The sequence below is a fragment of the Algibacter sp. L1A34 genome (assembly GCF_009796805.1).
Lineage (GTDB): Bacteria > Bacteroidota > Bacteroidia > Flavobacteriales > Flavobacteriaceae > Algibacter.
Genome location: NZ_CP047029.1, coordinates 3,031,893 through 3,053,863 on the forward strand (window position 1 = coordinate 3,031,893; position 21,971 = coordinate 3,053,863).

General features: G+C 34.8%; 3 protein-coding genes. All 3 read left to right on the forward strand.

Translation table 11 applies throughout. The annotated features are described in order from the left end of the window. The first annotated feature begins 74 nt into the window (after positions 1-74). Positions 75-1,520: a gliding motility-associated C-terminal domain-containing protein gene (locus GQR97_RS12855; protein WP_158849012.1), complete on the forward strand. Its 1,446-nt coding sequence runs from the start codon at positions 75-77 to the stop codon at positions 1,518-1,520. Beyond that, positions 1,520-4,528, forward strand: coding sequence for a PorP/SprF family type IX secretion system membrane protein (locus tag GQR97_RS12860; protein WP_158849014.1), 3,009 nt, complete (start codon positions 1,520-1,522; stop codon positions 4,526-4,528). Before GQR97_RS12855 ends, GQR97_RS12860 begins: the two co-directional genes overlap by 1 nt. A 67-nt stretch (positions 4,529-4,595) precedes the next feature. Then, positions 4,596-21,932 carry a T9SS type B sorting domain-containing protein gene (locus tag GQR97_RS12865; RefSeq protein WP_158849022.1) on the forward strand — a complete coding sequence of 5,779 codons (17,337 nt, stop codon included), beginning with the start codon at positions 4,596-4,598 and terminating at the stop codon, positions 21,930-21,932. The last annotated feature ends 39 nt before the right edge of the window (positions 21,933-21,971 follow it).

A 21,971-nucleotide genomic window follows, 5' to 3' on the forward strand; every position in this document is an offset into this window, starting at 1 on the left:
GTTCAGCTTTAATATAAGGTGTTGAAATATTAATTATTTGAGGATCTTTATTTATAAACATAAATTACTATAGAATGAGACGTTTAAATGTTTTTATTTTTTTTGTTTTGAGTTTTACGCAAATAGTAAGTGCTCAAATAGGAAAACCAATGCTTGGTTTTACTCAGGCTTGTGCGAGTCCGTCATTTAATACCTACAATGTTACGTTTACTTTTTCTTCAGATATAGGATCAAATGCATCAAATCAGTTTGAAATAGAACTTTCCGACGAAAACGGCGATTTTTCAACAGCATCTACTATTTATGTTTCAGAAGCAGGAAGTGTAACAGTATCACCAGCAACATTAACATTTTCTTTGCCTACAACCACTTCAGGCGAAGGCTATGAAATTAAAATAAAAAGTACCGAACCAGCGGTTTCAAGTACTGCTTCCGATGCTTTTGCTGCATATTATAAAATTCAAGATTCACCATTTACTATTAATAATTTAATTGCAACTGGATCTTATTGTTCATCAGGGAGTTACCTGTTAACTATTGATAATCCTGGTGATGATAAAAATGATTCACCATTAAAATATGAATCACTTACCTTTAAATGGTTTAAAGAAACAGGCCCATCAACTTCAGTTTTTGTGGATTACGGTAATACTTTGGAAGTAGATTCTCCAGGTATATATTTTGTAGAAACTAATTATGGAACTTGTACTTCAAATTCATATTCAAATCGTGTTACTATAGATGAAGTTGAGCTTGATGCGTCAACATTTACTATAAACTCCAGCTTAGAAATTCCATATTGTGCTAGCGACGGACCAACCATTTTAACGGCTATTAAGGGTGATACATATCAATGGTTTTTAGATGATGTTGAAATTACTGGGGCTACGGAACAAATGTATACAACAAATGTAGAAGGAACTTATTTAGTAAATGTAAGCTTAGGAAGTTGTTCATCCAGTGCAACTATAGATTTAGTAAATACCGATTTTACTGCAAGTATTGATGTACCAGAGTATAACGATATTGAAGCAAATGAAACTTTAGAAATTAATGTTACAACTACAGCAACAGATCCTCAATTTAATTGGTATTTAGATAAAACATCTGTCGCTACAGGTATTAGTTATGAAGCTACTGAATCTGGTAATTACACGGTTGAAGTATTACAAACAACGGGATGTGTTTCAACAAAAACATTTTCGTTTGAAGTAAATAAAAAGACAGGTACTGATAAAATAGATCCATTTCCGGATGTTGAGCAAATTCCAAATATAATTAGCCCAAATAATGACGGTGAAAATGATACCTGGGTAATTCCTAAAATTTATGTTAGTGGCACAAATGCTAAAGTGTTGATATTTAGTCCGCAAGGTAAAATAGTTTTTAAGACCGATGATTATCAAAATAACTGGCCAATAAATCAAATAGAATTTAAAAGTATAAATCCAGTGTATTATTACATAATTACGACCGAAAATAACGAAATACATAAAGGATCGATAACTGTTATTAGATAATGAAAAAGTATATTCTACATACCGTTTTATTTTTGTGTTTAACTACTCAGGTCTATTCTCAAGAGAATGATATTGCCGCGTTTGCATTACCTGTTAGGAATTCGTTAAAATTCAACAAATATGCCTTAAATCCTACATTTAGTTTTGTGCGGGAACAAAATAAATATATAAGTATTACCAATAAAAGGCAATGGGTTCAATTCGAAAATTCTCCTGAGAATTATTTATTAAGTTATTCTGGCCGGTTTAGTGAAAATATTGGAGCCGGTATTGGTTTATTTCAGCAAAACATTGGTGTATTTACTAACTTTGGCGGTGTTTTGAATTTTGCTTACAATGCTGTTCTTAATCGAGACAGTAATTTAACTTTTGGTACTAATATAGCATTTTATCAAAGTGGTATAAATGAAGGTAAAGTTGTTTCTAACTATCCTGATTCAGCATTAAATAATATAGAAAAAAGCTCAGTTATTACAATAAATCCAGGGCTTAATTATGGAACTAAATTCTTAGATTTTGGTGTTGCTATTAATAATTTGGTTTCATATAATATGAATTCTTCCGAACTTATTGAAGAAAATCCAGAGCAAAGTGTTCAAGGTCATATTATGTACACGGGCTATATACAAAGTCGTGGTTTTTTTGATGAAAGTAAATTTTCTGGTTTAGTGAGATCGGAGTTTAAAAAAGATGAAACTGTAGTATCTGGAATTATGATGCTTGCTATGCCTAAAGGTATATGGACACAAGTTGGATATAATACGCTTTATGGTGTTTCGGCAGGATTAGGTTTAAATGTAAGTAATTCAATAGCAATAGAATATAATTACGAGAAATCTATGGGGGAGTTGTCAGGATTTGGTAATTCTCATGAAATTACTTTGGCTTATAAATTCAAAAAGAAATTTAGATATGATTATAGTGATGACGAGGAAGAAACTTCACTTTTTTCTCCATCAAATAAACCAAAACGATCAGCTTCAAAACAATCAGCTAAAACAAGTGAAAGTGATAAAGAAAAATTTAGAAATAATAGAGTAGCAAGTTCCGAAGTAAAAGAAGAAAGAAAAGTTGAAAAAATAGCAGAAGTAAAAGCTAAAGCAGAAGAAGTTGCTAAAACGAGAGAAATAGCACGAGAAAAAGCTAAAACGGCAAGAGTAGCTAAAGCAAATCAATTAGCATACAAATTATATAAAGCGAAACAAGCTAAAGAAGCAGCAAGAGCAAAACAATTAGCAAGTGCGCAAGCTAGAGCGGAAGAAGTTGCTAAAGCTAGACAATTAACAGCGGAACAAGCTAAAGCAGAAGAAGTTGCAAGAGCGAAACAATTAGCTGAAGAACAAGCTAAAGCAGAAGAAGTTGCAAGAGCGAAACAATTAGCTGAAGAACAAGCTAAAGCAGAAGAAGTTGCAAGAGCGAAACAATTAGCTGAAGAAAAAGCTAAAGCAGAAGAAGTTGCGAGAGCGAAACAATTAGCTGAAGAAAAAGCTAAAGCAGAAGAAGTTGCAAGAGCAAATAAATTGACAGAAGAGCAAGCTAAAGCAGAAGCAGCTGCAAGAGCAAAACAATTAGCAGAAGAAAAAGCTAAAGCAGAAGAAGTTGCAAGAGCGAAACAATTAGCAGATGAAAAAGCTAAAGCAGAAGAAGTTGCAAGAGCAAATAAATTGACAGAAGAGCAAGCTAAAGCAGAAGAAATTGCTAGAGCGAAACAATTAGCAGATGAAAAAGCTAAAGCAGAAGCAGTTGCAAGAGCAAAACAATTAGCGGATGAAAAAGCTAAAGCTGAAGAAGTTGCAAGAGCAAATAAATTGACAGTAGAGCAAGCTAAAGCAGAAGCAGTTGCAAGAGCGAAACAATTAGCAGATGAAAAAGCTAAAGCAGAAGCAGTTGCAAGAGCAAAACAATTAGCGGATGAAAAAGCTAAAGCAGAAGAAATTGCAAGAGCGAAACAATTAGCAGAAGAAAAAGCTAAATCTGAAGAAGTTGCAAGAGCAAATAAATTGACAGAAGAGCAAGCTAAAGCAGAAGCAGCTGCAAGAGCGAAACAATTAGCGGATGAAAAAGCTAAAGCTGAAGAAATTGCAAGAGCAAAACAATTAGCAGATGAAAAAGCTAAAGCTTTAGAAAATCAACCTGTGGCTGTAGTTACGCCACAACCGATGATTGATATAACGAAATTAACCGATGCATCTAAGATAAAACAAGAGGATTTATTAAGCCGATTAAATGAAAAAACGGCTGGCAAACAAAAAGATCTTGATGATTTGAAAAAGGAAAATGATTTAAGAGATAAAGGTATTGTTAGCCCTCCAAAACCATTTAGACGTGTTTCTGAAGAAAATGCAGCTTTAGAAGCCTTAAAGATTGAGGTTGATGATGTTATAAGTGCAAGAACTGATAAAATAAAAGAGATTGAAGATTTATACAACCAGAGACGTAAAAAGGTTAAAAGTAAAGACGACCCTCTTAATATTATTTATTTAGATGCCATTGAGCTTCTATATAAAGAACAAAAAGAAGCAAAAGAAACGAAGGAAAGATTAGTTTCTACACTTGAGCGTATTAAAATAGCAACAGATATTGAAAGAAAACGTCGTATTAAAAAAGCTGATTATGAAAATGAGGAGGATCGATTTAAGAAGGATAGAGCAGCTTTAGCTAGAATTAAAAATAATACAGAAGTTAGTACAGAACCGCTAACAGAAAGTGATTTCGATTTTGGTAAAAAGTTAAGTAATATTCAAATTATGAAAGGAGTAGATAATGTGGAAAGCGGATATTATTTGGTAGTTGCCGTACATAGTGATGTTGCTAAAAGAGATGCTTTTTTAGCCAAAGCAGTGGCTGCAGGACAATCAAATATTGATTTCTTTTATGATGTTAATAGTAGTAACTATTTTATTTATTATCAAAAATTTGATGATATCGAAATGGCATCAAGAGTTTTACTAAACAGAAACAATAAACCATACGATAGTAGAATGTCAATGGTTAAAATAGAGAATTAAAAAAAAACAAGCATACTGTTTATTTTTCATAGCCTTAAAATGAAAAATAAATGTAACTAGAACTATCATGAAAAAAACTACTTATTTAAACAAAGGCTTAGCAATATTGCTACTATTATTCAGTTTTCAAGCTTTTGCACAAAATTATGTGAATTTTACTCCAAGATTCGATCAAGATCTTAAAGGGGATATAGTTTTAATTGGTAATAATACTTTAGGTCCAGATAATAATGCCTTTAATAATAATAGCACGTATAATCATAACGTTAATATGCGTTATATTGATATAGATGGAGATGCTTCTACATTTAGTTCCACGAGTGCAGATTTAGTAATCCCAAATATTGATTGCTACAAAATTATTCATGCTGGTTTATATTGGGGTGCTGTTTCAAGAGGAACGGCTCCTATTACTGATATAAAATTTAAAGGACCAGAAGGCGGTTATAATGATATTACGGGAGAAATTATTTATGATGCAAATGGCACTTTAGTTACAGGGAGTAGTTACCCTTATTCTTGTTATGCGGATGTTACAAGTATAGTTACAGGTATAACTAATAATACAGGAACTTACACGGTTGCAAATGTATCTAGTGAGGAAGGTAGATCGGCTTCGCTTACCCCAAGAAATGGTACAGGCTTTTCTGCAGGTTGGTCGTTATTTATTGTTTATGAAGATCCTACATTACCAGGAAAATCGATTACGAGTTTTGATGGTTTTAGTGCTATTAGTACCTCGGTAAATTTAGATATTCCTATTTCAGGATTTAGAACTATTCCTGCACCAGCACCTGTTCGTGCAAATTTAGCCTTTGCTACTTTGGAAGGTGATAAACCAATTAACGGTGATAGACTTAGAATTAACGGTTCTAGTTTATCGTCAACAGATAGAAATAGTTGGAATTTCTTTAATAGTTCAGTAACGCAATTAAGCGGATTACCTGTTAATAATAGAAACCCAAACAGTACAAATACATTAGGTTTTGATACTGGTATTATGAATGTGCCCAACCCCGGGAATGGAGTTATAGCAAATAATGCCACAAATGCAACTATACGATTGGAAAGTAGTGGAGATACATATTTTCAATATTTTTTCGCGTTAGCCGTCGAAATTATTGAACCTAAAATTGTACTTACCAAAATTGTTGAAAATGATACAGGAACTAATATAGGAGGAGAAATAGTAGAACTTGGTGATCAATTAAATTACGTTATTGGTTTTCAAAATACAGGAAACGATAACGCGACAGAAGTAATTATTAGAGATATATTACCACAAAATATTGTGTTTGATTATCCAGCGGATTTAGCACCTCTACCACCAGGTGTTACTGTCCAAAGTTATGACGAGGCCACGAGAGAGTTAATTTTTCAAATTGACGAATCGGCTGTTGAGGAAAACGATCCTCTTGGAGAAATTAGATTTTCAGTAAGGGTGGTTTCAACTTGTAGTTTACTTAGTGACGCATGTTCTAATTTAGTAGATAATCAGGCATATGCAACTTATAATGGTACGTTAAATCCACTTTTCACTATTTCTGATGACCCTAGTTTTTCAGAAAATACGGGGTGTTTATTAAACCCTAAGGCTACCAATTTTTTAGCAGATATAAATGATTGTAGCTTTGAAGAAGAAGTAACTCTTTGTGGAGCAACTACAGAATTAGTGGCTGCCGATGGTTACAATAATTATACATGGTCTACCAGTCCTTCACTTACTCCAGTTATTGGAAATACGCAATCTATAAGCGTTACTGAAACAGGAACTTATTATGTTTATAATGAAGCAGTAGCGCCTTGTAAATCTATAAATCAAGTATTTAATGTTGTTAATTTTGGAACAACGGTTAATAATCCTGTGCTTCCTTATGCCGATCAAGTTGTAATTTGTCCTAATGATGGAAAAGAATTACCAAATATTTTTCTATGTGGAGCAAATGATTCAACGGTTATTCAAACAGGAATTTCCGATACATCGTCAATGATTTGGGAGAAATTGGACGAGGCTAGTTGCGATGCTGTAACTAACCAAGACTGTGCTAATGAAAGTGATACGTGTACATGGAATCAAGTAGAAACTGGACCAAATTTTACAGCCGATACTGCTGGACAATATAGGTTAACCTTAAATTACACAGGAGGTTGTTTTAATCAGTATTATTTCAATGTATATGAAAATATTTTGGAACCAAATACAACATCACGTGATATTTTTTGTACAACTACAGGTGAAATTGTAGTTGGGGGAGTACCTAGTGGTTACGAATATAGTATTGATGGAACAAACTACCAATCGAGTAATGTGTTTCCTATTTCAACTCCAGATTTTTATACTGTTTATATTAGACAAGTAGGTGTATCACCAAACCCGTGTATATTTACTGTTCCAGATATTCAAATTCGTGAGCGTGATTTTACAGGTTCAACTATAATTACACAACCGCTTTGTTATGGTGATAAAGGAAATATTAATTTAGCTGCGAATGATGTTCGTCCGCAGTATTTCTTTACGCTTTATAGCGGTTTAACTTTAGTAAACAGTGTAGGGCCAATTAATGAAAATAGTTATAAGTTCGAAAACTTAAATCCAGGATTTTATACGGTTAATGTTTCTTCGGAAGATGGTTGTACATTTTCTGAGACTGTAGAAATTATAAATCCACCTTTATTAACAGCAACTTCGGCATTAACAACCCCGTTAACGTGTATTGATGGAGAAATTACCGTGTATCCAGAAGGAGGAACTGCACCATATTTCTATTTTATTAATAGTACAACGGAATTCCAAAGTTCGGCAACAATAGATGTAACGTCTGCTGGTGTTTTTGATATTATGGTTGTAGATTCAAATAACTGTAGTGCAACAACATCTATTACGGTGGAAGATATTCCGGCTCCAGTTTATACTATAGCTGAAACAGATATTTTATGTTATGGTTATGATTCTGGAGAAATTGAATTTAACGTTACTAATGCTAATGGGTATACTTTAGAATACAGTATAGATAATGGAGTAACTTATGTTGCTAATCCTGTTTTTTCAAATCTTACTGCAGGTAGTTATGATACTATGGTTAAATATTCTCTTGGTACATCAGAATGTTTTACAACTCCAGAAAATATTACGATAAGCCAACCAGATACAGCTTTAACGGCATCTTCTGGGGTTTCTGAATTGGCAGGTTGTGAACCTTCAGGTTCAGGGGAAGGTAAAGTACGTATTACAAACCCGCAAGGAGGTACCCCACCATATGAATATAGTTTTGATAATCAATCGACATGGTTAACCACTAATGAATATTATGTTTTACCAGGAACTTATACGTTGTATATAAGAGATACTAATGGTTGTATTTATGCCATGCCATCTATCACATTAGATCCTGAACCAGTTGCACCAACTATAGATGTTTCAGATCCTGATTTTAATTGTGATGGAACAGCCGATGCCACGGTAACGGTAACAAATGCAGAAATAGATTCTTTTTCTTATAATTATTTGTTAGATGGTGTAGAAAATCCTAATACGGCTGATCCTACAGTGTTTTTAAATGTTCCAAGTGGTTCTCATACAGTAACTGTAGATTATAAATTAGAAAGTGTAACGACTTACAGTAATTTATTGTATGAAACTTTCGGCTATGGAGAGGATACAACTTCTCCAGGAATAAACCCAACCTATTATTGTTTTGAAAGGCAAGTTGTCGGATCAGAATGTAAAGGTCAAATTAATATTCAGGATGGAGATTATTCTGTTACAGCTGAAATAGTAAGACCATATGGTACTTGGCTTCAACCTGGAGATCATACACCTGCGACTACACCAGCAACAGAAAAAGGAAGGTCTTTAGTTGTTAATATAGGGTCTTCTATACCGAAAACAGAAATCTTGTATGAAAAGGATATTAATGATATTATTGCTGGTCAACCTATTATCGTAGAGCTTTATGCTATAAACTTATTGAGATCTGGTAGATCAGGAGCTAATCCTGATTTACTTGTTGCGTTAGTAGATGGTTCAGGTACTGAAATTTCTTCTTTTTCAACAGGTGAAATTCCAAAAAGTAATCAATGGGAGAATTATCCTAAAACACCTATGACTCTTGATCCTGGATCAAATACGAGTTTAAAATTTATTATTAGATCCAATGTTCAAGTAAACAACGGTAATGATGTTGCCATCGATGATATCACAGTTTATCAATTACCAAAATCTTGCGTAACAGAAGTTGAGTTTCCTATTGTAATCGATTCAGGAAAGGCCTTTACATCTAGTACCACAGGGTCTACAAATGTTACTTGTAATGGAGCTTCAGATGGAACTCTTAGCATTGCAGCACAAAATTATGACGCAACTATAGGATTTGAGTATTCAATAGATAATGGTACTACTTGGACAACTCAAATGACTTCACCTTATACTATTACTGGATTAGCAGCAGATAGCTATGATGTTATAGTGCGTTATGAAACGTGTAGTTTTCCGTTTTCTGAAACTATTACAGCACCAGCCCTTTTAGAAGTTAGTGCTTCGGGAACACCAATAACTTGTCTTACAGGTTCTACAGTTACAGCAACAGCAACAGGAGGAACAGCTGGTTACACTTATGAGTTGTTAGATACTGCAACATTAAATTTAGTAGATAGTTTTCCAAGTAATGGTATTTTATCTAATATACCTTCAGGAGATTATACAATAAGAGCTACAGATTCTAACGATTGTGTTGCTACAACAACGCTTAATTTATCGGGATCTGCGGCACCAACAGCATCTATAAATACAACCTCTAATTTTTGTTATGATCCCGTTGGAGGTGGATCACTAATAGTTGATGCATTGGGCGGAGAATTACCATATGAATATAGTATTAATAGTGGTATTTTTCAATCAAGTAATACTTTTACGAGTTTAGCACCAGGTAATTATATAATTACAGTGCGAGATGCTTATGGTTGTACGGTAGTTTTACCAGCAGAAACTATTGCTCCACAAATTTCAGTAGTTGTAGAATTAACAAAAGAATTAGATTGTACCACATCACCAGATGCAGAAATTTCAGGAACTATTTCTGATGGTTATGCACCATATACAGTAACCTTATTACAAGGAACAGGAACTGTTACTTTAACAGGGAATACCTTCAGCTTAAATCCAACTACAGATGGTGTTTATCAATTTGAAGTAACCGATGATAGAGGATGTATTGTTGCATCAAACGAGGTTAACGTAAATCCTTTATTAACACCAGCAGTTACGGCTACTAAAACGGAAGTTACTTGTAACACAAGTGCCGACGGAACAGTTACGCTAACAGGCTCAGGAGGTTCCGGAGGTTATACTTATAGTGATGATAATGTAACTTTTACAACAAATAACACGTTTTCAGGTTTAGCAGCTGGTACATATAGCTTTTATGTAAAGGATAGTAAGGATTGTTCTAATACAGTTAGTGCTACTATAACAGAGCCAGACGCTTTAGTTGCTACAGCTAGTGCCACAACATTTAGTTGTAGTGCAACCAATACAAAAGAATCGGCAGAAATAACTATTGCTTTACCAACAACAGGAACAGCACCATATCAATATAGTTTTAATGGAGGAACATCTTTTAGTTCTACCAATACATTAACGGTAAATGATACTGGGGCAGATCAAACCTTCTCATATGTTGTAAAAGACGCAAATGGCTGTTTAACCGCAGCACAAGATATAACGATAACGGCATTAGATCCACCAACAGATTTAGATTTTACTTCATTATCTGTAACGTGTTTAGCCACGACTACTACTGTAGATTTAACAGCTACGGATGGTGTAGGAACATTGCAATATGAAACCATAGCGCCTTCACCTATAATAGTTGGAAAACAAACATCTAATTCTTTTGCAGGATTAACGCCAGGTACTTATGTGTTTCAAGTAACAGATGCTAATGGATGTTATTATTCAGAATCATATACAATAACTCCAGTAACACCTATAGCCGTTTCAGGTACATTAACAAGTGATGTATCATGTAAAGGAGGTGATAACGGATCTGGAACTTATACGGTTTCAGGAAATGCAACTGTTGGAGGTTATACGTTTATATTAACATCAGGAACTTTAGGAACTGGTACACTTACACAAACAGGAGATGTTTTAACTTTAGCAAATGTAGAGGCAGGAACTTATACTGTAGAAGTTACAGATAACGCTACGGGTTGTGATGATACTGCCAGTATTACAGTTAACGAACCTATAGATGCGTTAACACTTGGTGTAACAAGTAATGTTAATGGAAATTGTGATACTGACGCTCAAGTAACAGTAACAGCATCTGGAGGTACACCAGGTTATAGTTATGCTTTTGTTCAAGATGGAACTTCTCCAACAGGACTTTATACCTTTAGTAGTACTTCTAACTTAGATCCATCAGTAAATACCGATTGGGATGTTTGGGTAATGGATATTCAAGGCTGTACCACTAAATTAGATATTGTTGTTGCTGCAGATGGAATACCAACAATAGATCCTGTGGCATTAGAATGTTATAAAGGGCTACCTATTAGTATTACGTTATCAGGAACGGCTGTTGGCACACCAACTTATAGTATTGGAGGTGCTTTTCAAGCAAGTCCAATTTTTACAATAAATGCTCCGGGAACATATAATTTGAGTATTAAAGATGGTAACGGTTGTATTGCATCTACAACTTATGTTGTACAACCAGAATTGTTGTTGGATGCTGATATGACACAAGATTTAACTTGTACTGTTGATGCTAGTATTACCTTAACGGCAAGTGGAGGAACAGGAACTTACAGTACTTATGAAGTTAATATTGATGGTGCAGGTTATAATTTGATATCTGGTTCTCCTTATACAGCAACAGTTGATGGAGATTATCAATTTAGAGTTACGGATAGTCAAGGCTGTATAGCTGAATCTAATATTATTATAGTTACACCAAAAACAACACCAACACTTACATTTACACAAACTAATGTTAGCTGTAATAGTAGTAGTGATGGTAGTATTGTAGTAACAGCAGATAGTGGTATAGCTCCATACGAATACAGTATAGATAATGGAGTGACGTTCCAAACGTCTAATGTGTTTAATGGATTAAACCCTACAGGAACTTATAATATTGTTGTTAGAGATAGCAAGAATTGTGATTCATCTGCTACCTTAGTAACTATAACAGAGCCAGACGCTTTAGTTGCTACAGCTAATGCCACAACATTTAGTTGTAGTGCAACTAATACAAAAGAATCGGCAGAAATAACTATTGCTTTACCAACAACAGGAACAGCACCATATCAATATAGTTTTAATGGAGGAACATCTTTTAGTTCTACCAATACATTAACGGTAAATGATACTGGGGCAGATCAAACCTTCTCATATGTTGTAAAAGACGCAAATGGCTGTTTAACCGCAGCACAAGATATAACGATAACGGCATTAGATCCACCAACAGATTTAGATTTTAGTTCATTATCTGTAACGTGTTTAGCCACGACTACTACTGTAGATTTAACGGCTACGGATGGTGTAGGAACATTGCAATATGAAACCATAGCACCTTCACCTATAATAGTTGGAAAACAAACGTCTAATTCTTTTGCAGGATTAACGCCAGGTACTTATGTGTTTCAAGTAACAGATGCTAATGGTTGTTATTATCAAGAATCATATACAATAACTCCAGTAACACCTATAGCCGTTTCAGGTACATTAACAAGTGATGTATCATGTAAAGGAGGTAATAACGGATCTGGAACTTATACGATTTCAGGAAATGCAACTGTTGGAGATTATGCGTTTATATTAACATCAGGAACTTTAGGAACTGGTACACTTACAAAATCTGGAAATGTTTTAACCTTAGCAAATGTAGAAGCAGGAACTTACATTGTAGAAGTTACAGATAACGCTACTGGCTGTTTTGATACAGCCGACATTATAGTGGGAGAGCCCGCAAGTGATTTAAGCTTTATAACAACTTCAACAAATGTATTCTGTACAAATGATGAATCACAAATTACAGTTACTCCAGCAGGAGGAACGGCAAGTTATACTTATGCCGCTGTAGTAACAGGAGCATCAGCTCCGGTAACTTACGATGCAAGTAGTGTGATAACAGTAGATACCAATTCGGCAGCAAACTTAAGCTGGGATGTTTATGTAAAAGATGCAAATGATTGTATTGAAATAAACCCTGTTGTTATTGATACAGAAGGGTTACCAACGGTTACTACACCAGCTTTAGCTTCAAATCAATGTACAGTTTCAACTGGCTTTACATTTACAGCAACAGGAACTGGCTTAGCGCCCCTTACTTATAGTATTAATGGTGGAGCTTCTTATCAAGCAAGCTCAACATTTACGGTAAATACGCCTGGAAGTTATACCGTAACAATAAAAGATAAGAATGGTTGTACAGGATTTAGTACTACGCCAACTGTTGTTTATGCACCACTTACGGCAAATGCTATTTTGACTAAAGATTTAACCTGTTCAATACCTACAGAAGCTTCAATAGATATTTCTGCTTCAGGAGGAAATGGGGCTTACACTTACGAAGTGTCAACAGATGGCGGATCGACATATACAAGTATTACAGGTTCACTTTATAAAACATCAACAGCTGGTACTTATCAATTTAAAATAACAGATGTTAATGGATGTGATATTGAAACAAATGTTATAACAGTTGCCCCTGTAACTCTGGTAACAGCTTCAGAAATACTAGTAAATCCAACATGTAATGGAGATACTGATGGTTCTATTGAATTAACAGCATTAACAGGAGAAGCTCCATTTATTTATAGTATTGATGGAGGTGGTTCGTTTGTATCATCAAATACATTTGGTGGTTTAGCAGCAGGGACTTATAATTATGTTGTGAGAGATGTTAAAGGTTGTGAAATAACAGATACAGTTACATTAACGTCCCCAGCACCAATTGTTCCTGAAATTGTGACAAATGGAATTTTATGTAATTCTGTTACACCTGGTAGTTTTGATGTGGATATCACTTCAGGAGGAGATGCTCCATATGTTTATAGATTGTTTGATAATTCTTTTACGGAAATAGGTAACTATACGACTACTTTAGCTTCAACTTCATTTCCACATAATTTTCCAAATTTAGATTTTGGAGATTACTATATTACTATTGTAGATGCACGAGGGTGTGAGTTTTTAAGTTCTAAACTTAGAATAGAACCTATACCATATTTGGAATTAACTAGTCAAACAACATCTTTATCTTGTTTAACAGGAGCAACTGTTAATTTAAATGTTACTGGAGGTAATCCAAATTATACGTATTCAATATATGGGCAACCAGGAACAACTTCTCTGCCAACATCATCAACTTCTTATACATTTGCAAATTTAGATCAAAATACAACATATGTATTTGAAGTTGTTGATTCAGGGGGATGTCCATCTTTTTTAGAAATAAAAACAGGTACAATATCTCCTATAACTATTGATCCTATAGTAGCTACAGACGTTACTTGTAATGGATCCAACAATGGAGAGCTTTCATTTACTATTGGTCAATATGATGCATCAGTTACAGAACTTTATTATGAAGTACGTGATAATTTAACAAATGTTGCAATTTCACCAGCAAAAAATGGTACAATAACAGGAGTAACCGGAGCTGATGTTAGTGAAACAATTACTGGATTATTAGCTGGTAATTATACTTTATATATAAAAGAGGTTGACGGTACTTTCTGCTCAACAGCAGAAGAATTCCAAATTAGGCAACCAATTCAAGCATTATCTTCAATTATTACAAAAGAGATAAATGCTAATTGTAATTCAGGAGCTCAACTTACACTTACAACAACTGGAGGAACAGGCCCATATAAATATGCCGCTGGCGCACCAGGTTTCACACCGTTAACAGGAGATTTTGGAACGAGTAATGTGCTTAATTTAGATTACAATATTAGAACTATTTGGGATATAGTTGTAGAAGATGCCAATGGTTGTCAGTTTTTAATAGAAGACAAAACTATAATCAAAGATACCGATCCAACAATAACATCACCTGCTCAACAATGTTTTACAGGTCCACCAATTTCAATTACTTTATCTGGTACAACTGCTGTTAGTCCAGTTACCTACAGTATAGGCACTGGTGGTGTAGCAGGTGCTTATCAGTCTAGTGATACATTTACAATTAATGCCGCTGGAACTTATGATGTGTTTATTAAAGATGGTAATGGCTGTATTGCATCTACAACTTATGTTGTACAACCAGAATTGTTGTTAGATGCTGATATGACGCAAGATTTAACTTGTACTGTTGATGCTAGTATTACCTTAACGGCAAGTGGCGGAACAGGAACTTACAGCACTTATGAAGTTAATATTGATGGTGCTGGTTATAATCCGGTACTAAGTTCTCCATATACAGCAACAGTTGATGGGAATTATCAATTTAGAGTTACGGATGATGAAGGGTGTATAGCAGAATCGAATATCATTATAGTTACACCAAAAACGACTCCTACATTTACTCACACTCAAACTAATGTGAGTTGTAACGGAGGTGCAGATGGTAGTATTGTAATAACAGTAATAGATGGTATTGCTCCATACCAATACAGTATAGATAATGGAGCTACATTCCAATCATCTAATGTCTTTAATGCATCTAATGGTAATCCATTAAATGCAGCAGGAATATACAATGTAGTTGTTAGAGACAGCAAGAATTGTGATTCATCTGCTACCTTAGTAAACATAACAGAACCAGTATTGCTCGATGGAACAGGTGATTTACCACAAGGTTTAACATGTGGTTCTGGTAATGCAACACAAGCAGCCGAAGTAACTATTACTGCAATAGTAGGAACGGGTACAGCACCATATACTTATAGTTTTGATGGTGTAAATTACACATCAACTAATAATTATTTCACATATACATCTGGTACGGTATCGGCATACATAAAAGATGCCAAGGGATGTGTTGCAGGTCCAATAGATGTTATTGTACCAGCATTAGACCCACCAACAGATTTAGATTTTGTTGCAAGCCCAGTAACTTGTGTTGATTTAACTAGTGATGTACAATTAACAACAACAGATGGTGTTGGCATATTAAGTTATGAGATACTATCACCAGCAACTTCTACAGGAAATGTATCGGGCGCATCAAGTGGTTTATTTACAGGCTTAGCACCAGATGATTATTTATTTGAAGTGACTGATGCTAATGGATGTACTTATCAAGAATTGTATACTGTGGTCCCTGTAACGAATATTTCAATTGCTGGATTAAAATTAAATGATGTTTATTGTTTTGGAGATAATACAGGAGCTATTCAGTATACTGTAACAGGATATGCTGGTACTTACACACCTACTTTAACAAGTGGAGTGGGAACTTTGTCTCAAACCGGAAACACTATTGATTTAACAGGTTTAGTAACAGATACCTATACAGTAAGAGTAACAGATGATATTACAGGTTGTTTCGATGAGGTTGATATTACTATAGATCAGCCAGCAAATGCATTAACATTTACAGCAGCAGCAACACATGTATATTGTACAGAAGATAATTCACAAATAACAGTTACTCCAGCAGGAGGAACAACAAATTATACTTATGCAGCTGTAATACAAGGAGCAACAGCTCCATCAGCAGGGGATTACGGTATAAGCAACATAGTTACAGTAGATACCAATTCTGGAACAGATCTAATTTGGGATGTCTATGTAAAAGATGCTAATGGTTGTATTACCACAAATTCATCTACTGTAATACTCGATCCAGAACCAACGGTAACCACACCTGCATTGGCTTCAAATCAATGTTCAGTTAGTTCAGGTTTTACTTTTACAGCAACCGGAGCATCGGGAGTATCACCATATGTGTATAGTATAAATGGAGGAGCATCGTATCAATCGAGCCCAACATTCACAATAAATACACCGGGTTCTTATACCGTTACAATTAAAGATGCAAATGGCTGTACGGCTACAAGCCCTATACCAACAATAGTATATGAGCCATTAACGTCGGTACCTGCTGTAACAAAAGAATTAGATTGTTCAGCAACGCCAGAGGCAGAAATTACGGTTACTATTTCAGGTGGTAATGGACCATTTACTTATACTGTTCAAAAAGGAGCAGGAGTAGCGAGTGTTGCAAGCGCACCTATTGCAGGTCCAACATTTACATATTCGGTTTCTTTAGCAGATGTAGATAGTTATACTTTTGAAATTACGGATGCTAATTCTTGTACTTCAACAAGTACTATAACAGTAGATCCAATAACTAATCCAATAGTAACACCAATTAAAACAGATGTTAGTTGTAATGGCGGTTCTAGTGGTACGGTTCAATTAACAGGTTCTGGTGGTTCAGGTGGTTACACCTATAGTGATGATAATGTAACATTTACAACTACATCATTATTTACAGGGTTAGCGCAAGGATCGTATACGTTTTATGTAAAAGATAGTAAAGACTGTACAGGTTTTGTAACCGTAAACATCACTGAGCCAACGGCATTAGTGGCCACGGCTGTTGCAACAAAGTTTAGTTGTAGCATTACAAATGAAAAACAAGCTGCAGTAATAACTATTGAGGTTCCTACAACGGGAACGGCACCATATCAATATAGTTTTAATGGAGGAACAACATTTACTTCTAGCAATACCTTAACGGTAAATGATACTGGAGTTGATCAAACATTTTCTTATGAAGTAAAAGATGCTAATGGATGTACAACAGGAGCTCAAAATATAACGATAGTGGCATTAGATCCTCCAACGGATTTAGTATTCACACCAGGAAGCGCGGTAACTTGTTTAGATACAACGGGAGGTAGTGTAACATTAACGGCAACAGATGGTGTTGGCATATTAAGTTATGAGATAGTATCACCGGCAAGTGCTACAGGTAATATATCAGGCGCTTCAAGTGGAACTTTTACAGGTTTAGGACCAGATACTTATTTATTTCAAGTAACGGACGCTAATGGTTGTTATTATCAAGAATCATATACTGTACCGCCTGTAACCAATATTGCAATTGCGGGATTAAAATTAAATGATGTTTATTGTTTTGGAGATAATACCGGAGCTATTGAATATACTGTAACAGGATACGCTGGTACTTACATGAGTACTTTAACTAGTGGAACAGGAACTTTAACTCAATCAGGAAATACTATTAATTTAACTGGTTTAGTAACAGGTACCTATACAGTAAGAGTAACAGATGATATTACAGGTTGTTTTGATGAGGTTGATATTACTATAGATCAGCCCGCAAGTGATTTAGACTTTACAACAACTTCAACAAATGTATATTGTACCGAAGATAATTCTCAAATAACAGTTACTCCACTAGGAGGAACAGCAAATTATACTTATGCAGCTGTAGTAGCAGGAACAACAGCTCCAGCAGTTGGAGATTATATTACGAGTAATGTAGTTACAGTAGATACTAACTCTGGAACAGATCTAGTTTGGGATGTCTATGTAAAAGATGCTAACGGTTGTATTACCACGAACCCATCTACTGTAATATTAGATCCATTACCAACAGTAGATGTGCCTACTTTAGCATCAAATCAATGTAATTTAACTGGAGATGCTTATACATTTACAGTAACAAACCCAACAGGTGTTGTGCCTTTTGAATATTCTATAGGGAACGGTTTTCAAACAGGTACAACCTTTGCGGTTAGTAATGCCGGAACTTATTCGGTAACAATAAAAGATGGAAATGGTTGTACGTTTACAAATGCAACCCCAATAACTGTTTATGCGGCGTTAGATGTTTCTTCTACAATTGTTTCTTTACCTAGTTGTATAGATAATGATGGTGAAATTACAGTATCTGGAAGTGGAGGATCTGGAAATTATACATTCAGTATAAATCCTTCAACAGGTATCACACAAACAGGAAATATATTTTCAGGATTATCTGCTTTAACTAATTACACAGTTACAGTTACGGATACTGTAACTACCTGTACTAATACAGTTACTGTTAATTTAGAAGCAGCAACTCCTGTTAACTTTACAGCAACTCCAATAGATGTTACCTGTATAGGTGATACGGATGGTGTTATTACTGTTAATTTAGATGCATCGAATAATAATCCATTATACAAGTATGCTATAATTGCAGGACCAGCAACATTCCCAGCACAAGATTCAAATATATTTACAGGATTAGAAACTGGAAGCTACACTGTTGAGGTTACATCTGGACGAGATTGTGTTGACACAGAAATTGTAACGGTAGGAACACCAACGGCTATTATAGTTCCTGCTCCAACGGTTCAAGAATATTCTTGTACAGTAAATACCAATTTATCTAATTTTGCAACTATAACCGTAACAGGTGTATCTGGTGGATCTGGTAATTTTGTTAAATATGAATTTATTAGAGATGCCGATGGTGTTGTAGTACAATCTAATTCTAGTAATATTTACACAATAACCAATCTTTTAGGTGGGGCATATACAGTTAATGTTTATGATGATAATGGATGTTTAGGCGCTTCTGTAGCAACGGTAGCTCCATTTATTTCTATTGATGATTTAACAATTACTATTGATAATGCTATTACATGTACTAATGATGAAGATATAACGGTATCTGTAACAAGTACAGGAGGTACGCCTACCAATTTACAATTTACTTTAGAGGATATTGTAGGTAGTGTAAAAGGAGGTGTTTATAGCCAAACCAATGCAACAGGTGTATTTACAGGATTACCAATTGGTAATTACTTAGCGACCGTTTTAAATATCGATACCGGGTGTGTTATAGAAAAAGTACATTATGTAAACGATCCATTCACGTTCGATCTTACTATAGATAATATTGTAGACGTTACTTGCTTTAGTGATAATGATGGTAGTGTTGATATTACTTTAATCGACAGAACACCTAATCCAACCGATGAGTCTGGTGCTTTTAGTTATGAGTTATTTGATAATTTAGGTAATTCAGTAGCAACAGGATTAACAACTAATGCTGGACCAGTTACAATAACAGGCCTTTTAGCAGGAACTTATAGTGTTACTACAAGTTTAACAAATGCTCCTTATTGTACAGTAAATAAAAACTTTACTATTACTGCACCAACTGCGGCATTAGCAATAGCTGAAACGCATACTGCTATTACATGTGTGAGTGGTAATAATGATGGGTCTATATCTGTTAGTGCAACAGGAGGTTGGCCAGGAGGTTATGAGTATCAATTATCAAATACAGGAGGATCTGTTATAATTCCTTTTGGAACGGAAAGTAACTTTACTGATTTATCAGCAGGAGATTATACCGTTACAGCTCGAGACAGTCAAGGTTGTGAGGATCCTATTAATGTAATATTGGTAAACCCAACTCCAATAACTATTGTTGCTAGTACAGATATAACAACATTAAATTGTTTTGGTGATTCTAATGCAACTATTAGCGTTACAAGCACAACAGGTGGACAGGGAAGTAATTATACATATTCTCTTAATATGGTTTCACCAACAGGAAGTACGTCGGGACCACAAACATCAGGTGTATTCTCTGGTTTAGCATCAGGAACTTATAATGTAACTGTAACAGATGGTTATAATTGTAGCGCAACTTCGTTAGATATCATTATTGCAGAACCTGCAGATATTCAAGCATCGTTAGTGAAGTCTACATCGGAAACTTGTTTAATTAGTGCAGCATTGACATTAAGTGCTACTGGAGGAACTGGTATTTATGAATATAGTAACGTAAGTGATTTTGCAACAGTTATAGGATCGTTCGTATCAGAGGTTACTTTTGATGCTGCACCAGGAACGTATATGTATTATGTGCGTGATGCAAATGGTTGTCTTGCTAATGCATCTAACGAAATAATTATAGATCCTTTACTTGATTTAAAGGTGAATTTAGATACTACAAATGCTAGTATTAATTGTTCTGGAGATGATACAGGTGTTATTATAGCTAAGGCTGAAGGAGGTTTAGGTAACTATGTTTATACGTTGCAAGATGCTTCTGGAACCGATATAAGTCCAGTACCAACTCAAAATAGTCCTGGTGTATTTACAGATTTACCAGCAGGAGATTATTTAATTGAAGTAGAAAGTGGCGACTGTTTAGAGATTAGTGCTCCTGTATCAATTTCTGAACCAACAAATCCATTAAGCGTTGCTTATAATGTTATAAATGTTACTTGTGCGGGAATAAATAATGGAATTTTAGAAATAAATGCTACGGGTGGATCTGGAATTATTAAATATGCAATTTCACCAAGATTAGATCGCTTTTTTGAAGATGCTACTTTTGAAGATTTAGCACCGGGAATCTATCAAGCTATTGTTCAAGATCAATTAGGTTGTTTTGTAATCATTGATTTTGAGGTTGAAGATGCCGAGCCTGTCTTATTAAATATTGTACCAAATTCTATATTCCCAGCCGTTTGTGATGGTGATATGGATGGTGAATTTAGTGTTGAAATATCAGGAGGTGAAATGCCATACAGTGTTGTTTTAGATGATGAAGATGGTGTTTATACAACTGGAGCAGCAACACAAATAGAATTCGATTTTACAGGTTTAGAAGGTGGTGATCATATTGTTTTCGTACGTGATAACTTAGGTTGCGAAAGTGAATGGAATATTACATTCCCAGAATCTGTTCTTATAGATCCTCAACTTAACATTGAGTATGGTTGTGTTGATAATGCATCAAGTAACACCGTGACAATTTCTGTAGATGAAAGTATCACAGATACTTCAGATTTAGATTATTCTCTAGATGGAGGTGTATCATACCAAGCTAGTAATATTTTCTTAGATGTTCCTGCAGGATTAAATCACTATGTTAATGTTAGACATACCAATGGCTGTATTAAACGTACAGAGCTTTTTGATATTTCTGAAATTCTACCATTAGAATTGGCTATAGAAGCAGGAGGTTTAAATGAAATTGTTGCAACGGCAACAGGAGGAGTAGAGCCATATGAGTTTACATTAAACGGCGAATCGTACGGAAGTACTAGTGATTTTATATATTACGAGTCTAGAGATTATACTGTAACTGTAACCGATAGAAATGGTTGTATAGCAACTGCAACAATGTATTTTGAGTTTATTGATGTGTGTATAACTAATTATTTCACACCAAATGGCGATGGTGTTTTAGATGAGTGGGGCCCAGGTTGTACATCTATTTATAATGATTTAACTTTCGAGATTTTCGATAGATATGGTCGTGTTGTAGCTAAATTAAGAGCTGGACAAAAATGGAATGGTAAATATCATGGTAAAGAGTTACCTACTGGAGATTACTGGTATGTAGTGAAACTGAATGATAGTAGAAATAATAAAGAGTTTGTTGGACATTTTACACTTTATAGATAATGAAGAAGAGTCTGTTTATGTTTAACACTAAAAGAATTC